Origin of the sequence: Bradyrhizobium sp., from assembly GCF_017881085.1 — a bacterium.
In the GTDB taxonomy this organism is placed as follows: Bacteria; Pseudomonadota; Alphaproteobacteria; order Rhizobiales; family Xanthobacteraceae; genus Bradyrhizobium.
The window spans coordinates 1-10,201 of the sequence record NZ_JADGRI010000196.1; the positions used below are offsets into that span (position 1 = coordinate 1).

The following is a 10,201-nucleotide window of genomic DNA, read 5'->3' on the forward strand; positions in this document are numbered from 1 at the left end:
CCCGTCCCTTGGTCGGTATCTTGTTGAACGGCACGTCCTTGTCGACGCGGATGTCGCCGGGCAGGCCGAGCACGCGCTCGGCGATGATATTGCGCATGATCTCGTCGGTGCCGCCTTCGACCCGGGTACCGGGCGCGCGCAACAGCATCGCCTGGAATTTCCCGGCGACTTCGGCGTCCTCCGGCCCGCTCAGCACGCCTGCGGCGCCCTGCAGATCAAGCGCATACGTCGCGACATCCTGCACCATCGAGCCCGCGACCAATTTGCCGATCGAATTCTCCGGTCCCGGACGCTCGCCCTTCGACAGCGCCGAGATCGCGCGCATGCTGGTGTATTTCAGGCCGCTGGCCTTCACCGCCCAGCTGGCGAGCTTGGAGCGAACATTGCGGTCGTCGATCGCAAGGCCGTCTTCGAGCATCAGATTGCTGCAAAACTCGAACAGCTCGGGGAAACCGGTGGAGACGCCCGCGCCGATCGACATGCGTTCGTTCATCAGCGTGGTCAGCGACACGTTCCAGCCGTCATTGACCGCGCCCAGCCGTTGCGAATCCGGGATCTTCACATCGGTGAAAAACACCTCGTTGAAGTCGGACTGGCCGCTGGCCTGCTTGATCGGCTTGACCTCGACGCCCGGGCTCTTCATGTCCAGGAAGAACATGGTGAGACCCTTGTGCTTCGGCACATTGGGATCGGTGCGCGTCAGCAAAATACCGTAGTCCGAGTAGTGCGCGCCCGAGGTCCAGATCTTCTGACCGTTGACGATCCAGTCATCGCCCTTTTTTTCCGCCCGCGTGCGCAGGCCGGCAACGTCGGAGCCGCCGGCGGGTTCGGAAAACAGCTGGCACCAGACGTTTTCACCGGAGGCGAGCGGCGGCAGATAGCGCCGCTTATGCTCTTCATTTGCGAACGCCATCATGGTCGGGCCGCACATGCCGTGGCCGATGATGAACAGGCCGCTTAGCTTGCCGAAAGGGCCCTCTTCCTGCTGCCAGATCACGCGCTCGATCGGGGTTGCGCCGCGCCCGCCATATTCCTTCGGCCAGTGCAGGCAGGCCCAGCCGGCATCGGCCTTTTTCCTCTGCCAGGCTTTGGCCACTTCAAGGATGTTGGCGCCCTTGAGCTGGGTGCGGCCCAGCGAGGATTTGCGCAGTTCCTCTTCGTACTGCTTCGGCGCGTTGGCGGCGATCCAGGCTTTTGCCTCGGCGCGGAAAGCAGCTTCCTGCGGGGTGTCTTCGAAATTCATCGGGCATCTTCCTTGCTCGTCATTCCGGACGATCCGCCCTTCGCGGATCGATCCGGAATCCAGAAGTTGGGTATCTCGAGATTCCGGGTTCGCAGCTTCGCTGCGCCCCGGAATGACGTTTTCAAGCCGCGTTCCGCTTGCGCATGCGGTCGATCAGCGCGTCTTCCCAATAGGACAGCGAGCCGAGCGACAGCGCCATCGCATTGGAACGGCGATAGTAGAGGTGGCAATCGAACTCCCACGTGAAACCCATGCCGCCATGGACCTGGATGTTGTTCTTGGAACAATGCTGGAACGCCTGCGTCGCGCTGATGCGCGCGGCGGCGGCGGCTTCCGGCAGTTCCGACGCGTTGGTCGAAAGCGCCCAGGCGCCGTAATAGCAGTTCGAGCGCGCCAGCGTCGCCGAGACATACATGTCGGCGAGCATGTGCTTGACCGCCTGGAACGAGCCGATCGGCCGGCCGAAGGCGATACGGTCGAGCGCATAGTCGCGGCCCATTTCCAGCGCGCGGTCGGCGCCGCCGACCTGCTCGAAAGCCATCAGCACCGCGGCGCGGTCGAGCACCTGCGATATCACGCTCCAGCCTTCGCCGGGCCGTCCGAGCGGCTCGGCCTTGGTGTTCTCAAAGGTGAGTTCGGCCTGGCCGCGCGACGGATCGACATTGGTCAATGCCCTGGCCTCGACACCGCCGGCCTTGATGTCGACCAGGAACAGCGAGATGTCGCTGTCGCGCCCGCTCGATCCGGTGCGGGCCGCAACGATGACAAAATCGGCGATGGTGCCATCCGGCACCGGCTTTTTGACGCCGTTGAGGCTGTTGCCGGACGCGGTCAGCTTGATCGCGGCCGGTGACGGATTGCCCTTGCCTTCGAACAGCGCCAGCGTGCCGATCGCTTCGCCCGAGGCGATTTTCGGCAGCCATTTTTGCTTCTGGGCGTCGGAGCCGGCGAGCAGGATCGCTTCGGCCGCCAGATAGACCGTGGAGGAGAACGGAACCGGCGCCAGCGCGCGGCCCATTTCCTCCGCGATCACGCAGAGTTCGAGATGGCCCGCGCCGGCGCCGCCGAATTCTTCCGGGATCGCCACACCGAGGAAACCCATCTCGGCAAGGCCCTTCCACAATTCCTTGTCGTAAGGCGCTTTGCCGTCCAGCACCGTGCGCACCGCTTTTGGCGGGCATTTTTCGGCAAGGAATTTCCTCGCCTCGTCGCGCATCTGCTTTTGTTCGTCGGAGAAATCGAAATTCATGGCGTGTTACTCGGGTTGGTGCGGTGTTTCAATTCAGGATGATGACGTCTTCGCCGGGCTGCTCGGCATAGAGCCGCTCCACCAGCGCTGCGCGGCGCTCGAGGCCGGCGCGCTGGTTGATGTAGCCCTTGTCGGTGAGCTCATTGCCGTCGATCGAGGCCGGCTCGACCATCAGCATGGCGCGCGCGACCCGCATGCTGCTGGCGCCCTCGCACGATTTGTTGTGGGCCTCGAGCCCGCGCTTCAGGCAGGCGATTACTTCGGGATGTTTCACCACGTCCTCATAAGTTGCCTCGGCGTTGCCGACGATCTGCCGGCAGGCGTGCAGATTGGGCCAGGCCAAAAGCCCGACGAAGGGGCGATCCTGTCCTGCCACCAGCGCGTCCTGCACGACAGGCGTCGCCGCGGCGATGGCATCGGTGCGCAGCGAGCCGACATGGACGAAGGTGCCGGTGGTGAGCTTGAAATCCTCCACCACGCGGCCAGCGAAGATGATGCCCTGCACGGGATCGGCGGGATCGACGAACACGCCGGCATCGCCGATGCAGTAAAAGCCTTCCTCATCGAACGCGGCCTTGGTGAGATCGGGGCGGCCAAAGTAGCCCGGCGTGACGTTGACGCCGCGCAGCCGCAATTCATATTTCGAACCGACCGGCACCATCTTGAGTTCGACGCCGGGGAACGGCAGGCCGATCAGGCCGACCCGCTCGGTGTCCCAATAGGTGCCCGTCGAGGTCGGCGCGGTCTCGGTCGAGCCCCAGCCGGTGTAGAACACGATGCGCTCGCCTGACGTGCGCACTGCCAACGCCTGCATCCGCTCGTAGAGATCGTCGGGCAGCCGCGCGCCGCCATAGGCCATGACGGTGAGGTTTCTGAAGAAGCTGCGGCACAGCGCATCGTCCTTCTCCATCGCCGCTGCGAGCGCAGCATAGCCCGCCGGCACGTTGGCGTAATAGGTCGGCGAAATCTCGCGCAGGTTTTTCAGCGTTTCCTCGATCATGCCGGGCATCGGCCGGCCGTCGTCGATATAGAGCGTGCCGCCGTCGACCAATACCGGATGGAACGCCGCGTTGCCGCCCATGGTGTGATTCCAGGGCATCCAGTCGAGGACCGTCGGCAACGTTGCGCCGGCTTCGCGCGGCCGCACCTGCATCATCATCGCCGCATTGGCGCACATCATCTCCTGGGTGTTGATGACGGCCTTGGGCATGCCGGTCGAACCGGAGGTGAAAAGCAACTTGCCCACGGTGTCCGGCGTGATCTTCGCGATCGATTCTTCGACGTCTTTGGTCACTGGCGTTGCCGCGAGGTCGGCATAGGCGACGCTCGCGATGCCCTCGCAAGGACGCGCGACGTGAACGACCGTGACGCCCTCGAGGGGAAGCGCCTTCAGCGCCTTCTCGAAGCTCGGGCCGTCCTGCACCATCACCACCTTCGGCTTGATCAGGTCGAACAGATATTTCAGTTTGACGTGGTCATGGCTCATCAGCGAATAGGCCGGCGACACCGGGGCTGCCGGAAAGCGCGCCTGCATCGCCGCCTGCGTCATCAGCGCGTGCTCGATCGAATTGCCCGACAGGATCGCAACCGGGCTGCCAGGCGTGAGCCCGAGATTCAGTAACGCTTGCGTCAGCGAATCCACGGTGCGTTTGGCCTCGCCGTAGGAGACCTTGCGCCATTGCCGCTCAGCACCGGCGCGCTGCGCCAGCCAGATGCGGTTCGGCGCCTCGCTTGCCCACTTGGCCAGCGAGGCCGGGATATGCTTCTCATAGGACATCAAGGGAATACGTGACTTCAGCACGATGACGCCGTCAGGCCGCCGCTCGACCGCGATATCGCGCTTCAGCCATTCGATCTTGCGAAAGGCCGGCTTGGTCAGAACCGCGGCCGCATTCCCACTCATATTGCGTCTCCCGAAATATTGGTCCGTTTTTCGGATCCGTCTTTATCGCCTGATATAGACAGGCTTTCGCTTCTCGAGAAAGGCCCTGATGCCCTCGTTGAAATCTTCCGAGCGGCTGCACAGGACCTGGTTGCGGTCTTCCATCGCGATCACGGCCTCGATCGAGCCGGCATCGACGCTCATGTTGAGGCATTCCTTCGACAGCCGCAGCCCCACCGGCGAGGCCGTCATCATGGCTTCGACATAGGGGGCGGCAGCGGTCTCGAGCTGGCCTTCCTCGACGACTTCGGAAACCAGGCCCACCGCGAGCGCACGCTCGGCATCGATGAACCGGCCGGTAAGGATCAGTTCGGAAGCAACGGAGACCCCGACCAGCCGCGGCAGGAAATAGCTGGTTCCGATGTCGCAGCCGCCGAGCCCAAGCTTTATAAACGCGCAGTTCATCCGGGCCGATCTGGTGGCAATGCGGATGTCGGCGGCGAGCGCCAGCGCAAAACCGCCGCCGGCCGCCGCTCCCTGCACCAGTGCGATGATCGGCTGCGGACAGCGCCGCATCAGCATCACGATGTCGGCGATCCGGCGCTGCGAATCCAGGGACTCGGTGACGCCGGGCGGCTCCTGCTGCCCGGCGCGCCGCGCCATCGCCTGCTTGAGATCGAGGCCGGCGCAGAACGAAGTGCCGGCCCCCTTCAGCACCACCACGCGGGTGGCGCGGTTGCGCTGCAGGCTTTCGAAATAGGCATTGAGCGCGTCGATCAGCTCGGGATCGAGCGCGTTGAGGCTTTCCGGGCGATTGAGCGTCACCCGGTCGATCCCCTCGTCATGTTCGATCAGCAGCGGTTTTGCCACGCGCCTACTCCTGCTTCCGCCAATGCAGTGCCGATTGCTTCGCCCTCTCCCCTTGTGGGAGAGGGCATCACCGCCCTTTGCCGCGCATTCGGTCGGGTGAGGGGTTTCTTTCTATCGATAGACCGCAACCCCTCACCCGTCTCGAATTCGCTAACGCTCATTCGATCCACCCTCTCCCACAAGGGGAGAGGGGAAGAAGTAACTACCGCGGCGCCATGCGGATGGCGCCGTCAAGGCGGATGGTCTCGCCGTTCAGCATCGGGTTCTCCACGATGTGGACCGCGAGGTTGCCGTATTCGCTGGCGTCGCCGAGCCGCGCCGGATGCGGCACCTGCGCGCCCAGGCTCTTGCGGGCTTCTTCGTTCAGGCCCATCAGCAGCGGCGTCAGGAACAGGCCGGGCGCGATGGTGTTGACGCGGATCTTCTGGCTGGCGAGATCGCGCGCCGCCGGCAAAGTGAGACCGACCACGCCGCCTTTCGAGGCGGAATAGGCGATCTGGCCGATCTGGCCTTCATAGGCCGCGACGCTCGCGGTGTTGATGATGACGCCGCGCTCTTCGCCGATCGGTTCCGCCGTGACGAGGCGTTCGGCGAACAGCCGCAACACGTTGAAGGTGCCGATCAGATTGACGTTGATGATGCGCACGAATTTCGCCAAGGGATAGACGCCGTCCTTGCCGACGATGCGCTGCGAGCCGCCGATCCCGGCGCAGTTCATCAGCACGCGCGCGACGCCGTGGGCGGCCTCGGCCTTGGCGATCGCGGCCTTGATCGCTTCCTCGTCGGTGACGTCTGCGTGCAGGGCGATGCCCTTCACTTCGGCCGCGACCTTCTCGGCGTTTTCCTTGTTCTGGTCGATGACGCCGATCTTGGCGCCCTTGGCGGCCATGGCGCGCGCGGTGGCGGCGCCAAGGCCGGAGCCACCGCCGGTGATGAGAACGGCAACGTCTTTCAACTGCATGATAGAACCTTTCCCTGGGCGTTTCTTCTCTAGGCTTGGTCGTCTTGAAGCAGAATCATCCGGCTGCCGCGGCACCCGTTTCCGTGTTCGTCAGCATTCCTCCGCAAATCAGCGCTTCCATGTGCCGGATGTACTGACGGCAGACCTCGTCGGTGACCGGGCCGACGCCGGTCGCGCGCGACATCGCGTGCCGCCCGAAAAACAGATGATCGCAGGCCCCGATCAGGCTTGTGTAGAACAGCACGGGATCGATGGCGCGGAATTCGCCGGCCCTGGTGCCTTCCGCAAGCAGACGGCGATGAAAATCCAAAAGGGGTGCCACAAAGAATTTCGAGACCTCGTCGGCGGCCTCCGGCGTGCTCTCATGCAGCAGATAATGGATCAGCCGGTTCATATAGGGGAACTGGTGATAGGCCCGGATGATGCCGCCGATATGCAGCTTCAGTTTCGCGGTCGGCGCGATCGGCTGCGCCAGCAGGTATTCGAGGTTGGCCACTTCAGTGGCGGCGTCGCGCGCCAACAGCGCCAGCAACAGCCCGTCCTTGTTGCCGAAATGATATTTCACCAGCGCGGCGTTGACCCCGGACTTCTGCGCGATGTCGCTGAGGGACACTTCAATCGACGAACGCTCGATCATCAGTTCGCTGGCCGCGACGAGGAGCTTTTCGGCGGTGGTGTTTTTGCTGGCCGGAAGCCTGGTCGGTACGCTGGTATTCAACTGTGATGCCATGACCTGCCTGTCGGGGAGATCCGAGGGGCGCAGATAAGCCGATGCCAGCGCCGCACTCAAGAGTTAATTGATTGATTGACTAAATCCCCCTGCGCCACTTAAATCCGGCCCATCCTTCAGAACACCCACCCAAGAACAATCAGGGAGAACCGTCATGGCCGAAGCCTATATCGTCGCCGCCGCACGTACCGCAGGCGGCCGCAAGGGGGGACGCCTCGCCGGCTGGCATCCGGCCGATCTCGCCGCTTCCGTGCTGGACGCGCTGGTCGAGCGCTCCGGCGCCGCCCCCGACCAGATCGAGGACGTGATCATGGGCTGCGTGATGCAGGCCGGCGAACAGTCCAACAACATCGCCCGCAACGCCATCATGGCTTCAAGATTGCCGGAGAGCGTGCCCGGCACCTCGGTCGACCGGCAGTGCGGGTCGTCGCAGCAGGCGCTGCACTTCGCCGCGCAGGCGGTAATGTCCGGCACCATGGACTGCGTGATCGCCGCCGGCGTCGAATCCATGACGCGGGTGCCGATGGGCCTTGCCTCGCAGCTGCCGGCCAAGAACGGCTTTGGAACCTACAAGAGCCCGGGTATCGAGAAGCATTATCCGAACATCGTATTCAGCCAGTTCACCGGCGCGGAAATGATGGCGGAAAAATACGGTCTCTCGAAGGATGAGCTCGACGAGTTTTCCTACAACAGCCACCAGCGCGCCATCGCCGCGACGCAGGCGGGAAAGTTCAAGGACGAGATCATCCCGCTGCAGATCACCCGCGCCGACGGTTCGACCGACACCCACCATATCGACGAAGGCATCCGCTTCGACGCCAGCCTTGCCGGCATCAAGGGCGTCAAGCTGATCCAGGAGAACGGCAAGCTCACCGCCGCCTCTTCCAGCCAGATCTGCGACGGCGCCTCCGGCGTGGTGGTGGTCAATGAAAGGGGCCTCAAGGCGCTCGGCGTCAAGCCGATGGCGCGGATCCATCACATGACCATGATGGGCGGCGATCCCGTGATCATGCTGGACGCGCCGCTGCACGCCACCGAGCGCGCGCTGAAGAAGGCCGGCATGTCGATCGACGACATCGACCTGTTCGAGGTCAACGAAGCCTTCGCCTCGGTGCCGACGGCGTGGCTGAAGACGACCGGCGCCGATCCGGCAAAGCTCAACGTCAATGGCGGCGCGATCGCGCTCGGCCATCCGCTCGGCGGCTCCGGCACCAAGCTGATGACCACGCTGATCAACGCGCTGAAGCAGCGCAACAAGCGTTACGGGTTGCAGACCATGTGCGAAGGCGGCGGCATGGCCAATGTGACCATCGTCGAGCGGCTGTAAGAGCAATAAAATAGAAGTGAACGGCGAATAGCGAGTAACGAACGGATACGGACCAACGTCCTTCCCTTGTTCGCTACCCACTACTCGCCGTTCGCACTTGCATCCGCTATTCGCGCCCAGAGGAAACCCCCATGACCCACCCGTCGGTGCACGCACGCACCCAGCCCAACAAGATCGCCTATCAGATGGCCGGTACCGGCAAGGCGATCACCTATCGCGAACTCGAAGAGCTTTCGAGTCAGGGCGCGCATCTGTTCCGTTCGCTCGGCCTGAAGGCCGGCGATCACGTCGCGTTCCTGATCGAGAACCGGCTCGCGTTCATGGAGATCTGCTGGGCGGCGCAGCGCTCGGGGCTGTATTACACCGCGATCAGCCGCTACCTGACGAAAGACGAGATTGCCTATATCGTGAAGGATTGCGGCGCCAAGGTATTCATCACCTCGCCGAAATGCGCCGAACAGGTCAGGGAGCTCGTGACCGGCGCGCCGGGCGATCCGATCTTCTACATGCTCGACGAGCCTCTCGCCGGCTTCCGTTCCTGGGACAAGGAAGCATCGGCGCAGCCGACCACGCCGATCGCGGACCAGGAAGCCGGTTACGATATGCTGTATTCGTCGGGCACGACCGGCCGCCCCAAGGGCATCAAGCGGGCGTCGGATCACAATCCGATCGAACTGCCGAATCCGTTCCTGAAAATTCTCTGCGCCGACATGTGCGGGATGAATTCCGACAGTATCTATCTGTCGCCGGCGCCGCTCTATCACGCCGCTCCCTTGCGCTTCAACATGATGGCGATCACGCTCGGCGGCACCTCGATCATCATGGAGCACTTCGACGCGGAAGAATTCCTGAAACTGGTCGAGAAGCACAAGGTCACGCAGTCGCAGCTGGTGCCGACCATGTTCGTGCGCATGCTGAAGCTGCCGGAAGAGGTACGCCAGCGCTACGACGTCTCCTCGCTGAAAGGCGCGATCCACGCCGCCGCGCCCTGCCCGATCGACGTCAAGGCAAGGATGATCGAATGGTGGGGACCGATCCTGATCGAATATTACGCCGGCTCCGAAGGCAACGGCGTCACGGTGTCGACCTCGCAGCAATGGCTGACCCATCGCGGCACCGTCGGCCGCGCCGTGGTCGGCAAGGTCAAGATCCTCGACGAAAACGACCAGGAAGTGCCGCCCGGGCAGATCGGCACGGTGTATTTCGCCGACGCGCCGGTGTTCGCCTATCACAACGATCCCGAGAAGACGAAACGCGCCTACAACGCCAGGGGCTGGTCGACGCTCGGCGACGTCGGCTATCTCGACGAGGAAGGCTTTCTCTATCTCACCGACCGCAAGAGCTACATGATCATCTCCGGCGGCGTGAACATCTATCCGCAGGAGACCGAGGACGTGCTGATCACCCATCCGGGCGTCGCCGACGTCGCGGTGTTCGGCGTGCCCAACGAAGAGATGGGAGAAGAGGTCAAGGCCGTGGTGCAGCCGCACGACATGACGAAGGCGGGCAAGGAACTGGAGGCCGAACTGATTCTGTTTTGCCGCAAGCATCTGTCGCCGATCAAATGCCCGAAGAGCATCGACTTCGCGGCCGAACTGCCGCGCACGCCCACCGGCAAGCTGGTGAAGCGCCATCTGCGCGACAAGTATTGGCCGAAGACGGCGGTGCGTGTTTAAGGCCCGCCCTACGAATCTCAATGTCGTCATGCCCGGCCTTGTGCAGCCTTGTGCCGGGCATCCACGTCTTTACAACTAGCGGGCATAATAAACGTGGTTGGCCGGGACAAGCCCGGCCATGACGGAGATGCAAATTCGCCATGAATGAAGCCTCACCCTTCCCCGCCATTCCCCTGCCCTCCGGCATCCGCTCCCGCTTCGTCGACGACATCAACGGCTTGCGCATGCACGTGCTGGAAGCAGGCTTCGAGACAAAAGGCCGC

General features: G+C 63.3%; 8 protein-coding genes. 2 read left to right on the forward strand and 6 right to left on the reverse strand.

The genetic code is table 11. The annotated features are described in order from the left end of the window. The 6 genes from QZ213_RS18030 to QZ213_RS18055 form a co-directional block, all read right to left on the reverse strand. Positions 1 to 1,243: acyl-CoA dehydrogenase (locus tag QZ213_RS18030; RefSeq protein WP_291687453.1), on the reverse strand; the 1,243-nt coding region annotated here is incomplete at its 3' end. A 121-nt stretch (positions 1,244 to 1,364) separates the two neighbouring features. Continuing rightward, positions 1,365 to 2,492, reverse strand: coding sequence for an acyl-CoA dehydrogenase family protein (locus QZ213_RS18035; protein WP_291687454.1), 1,128 nt, complete (start codon positions 2,490 to 2,492; stop codon positions 1,365 to 1,367). Positions 2,493 to 2,520: 28 nt separating this feature from the next. After that, positions 2,521 to 4,395, reverse strand: a complete 1,875-nt coding sequence (locus QZ213_RS18040) for an AMP-binding protein (protein WP_291687455.1) — start codon at positions 4,393 to 4,395, stop codon at positions 2,521 to 2,523. Between the two features lie 42 nt (positions 4,396 to 4,437). Further along, complete coding sequence (locus tag QZ213_RS18045) at positions 4,438 to 5,244, reverse strand: enoyl-CoA hydratase/isomerase family protein (protein WP_291687456.1); 807 nt, start codon at positions 5,242 to 5,244, stop codon at positions 4,438 to 4,440. Positions 5,245 to 5,446: 202 nt separating this feature from the next. Beyond that, positions 5,447 to 6,205, reverse strand: coding sequence for an SDR family NAD(P)-dependent oxidoreductase (locus QZ213_RS18050; protein WP_291687457.1), 759 nt, complete (start codon positions 6,203 to 6,205; stop codon positions 5,447 to 5,449). 55 nt (positions 6,206 to 6,260) lie between these two features. Continuing rightward, a complete protein-coding gene (locus QZ213_RS18055) occupies positions 6,261 to 6,935 on the reverse strand; it encodes a TetR family transcriptional regulator (RefSeq protein ID WP_291687458.1) in 675 nt (224 codons plus the stop codon). A gap of 154 nt (positions 6,936 to 7,089) precedes the next feature. Here QZ213_RS18055 and QZ213_RS18060 point away from each other — a divergent pair, with 154 nt between their 5' ends. Together QZ213_RS18060 and QZ213_RS18065 are read left to right on the forward strand one after the other, a co-directional pair. After that, on the forward strand, positions 7,090 to 8,262 hold the full coding sequence (locus tag QZ213_RS18060; protein ID WP_291687459.1) for an acetyl-CoA C-acetyltransferase: 1,173 nt from the start codon (positions 7,090 to 7,092) through the stop codon (positions 8,260 to 8,262). Positions 8,263 to 8,393: 131 nt separating this feature from the next. Continuing rightward, positions 8,394 to 9,938, forward strand: a complete 1,545-nt coding sequence (locus QZ213_RS18065; RefSeq protein ID WP_291687460.1) for an acyl-CoA synthetase — start codon at positions 8,394 to 8,396, stop codon at positions 9,936 to 9,938. The last annotated feature ends 263 nt before the right edge of the window (positions 9,939 to 10,201 follow it).

Excerpts from the sequence above, each read along its gene's own strand:
- QZ213_RS18065 (WP_291687460.1), top strand. The coding sequence starts at position 8,394 with ATGACCCACCCGTCGGTGCACGCACGCACCCAGCCCAACAAGATCGCC.
- QZ213_RS18040 (WP_291687455.1), bottom strand. The coding sequence starts at position 4,395 with ATGAGTGGGAATGCGGCCGCGGTTCTGACCAAGCCGGCCTTTCGCAAG.
- QZ213_RS18060 (WP_291687459.1), top strand. The coding sequence starts at position 7,090 with ATGGCCGAAGCCTATATCGTCGCCGCCGCACGTACCGCAGGCGGCCGC.
- QZ213_RS18035 (WP_291687454.1), bottom strand. The coding sequence starts at position 2,492 with ATGAATTTCGATTTCTCCGACGAACAAAAGCAGATGCGCGACGAGGCG.
- QZ213_RS18050 (WP_291687457.1), bottom strand. The coding sequence starts at position 6,205 with ATGCAGTTGAAAGACGTTGCCGTTCTCATCACCGGCGGTGGCTCCGGC.
- QZ213_RS18055 (WP_291687458.1), bottom strand. The coding sequence starts at position 6,935 with ATGGCATCACAGTTGAATACCAGCGTACCGACCAGGCTTCCGGCCAGC.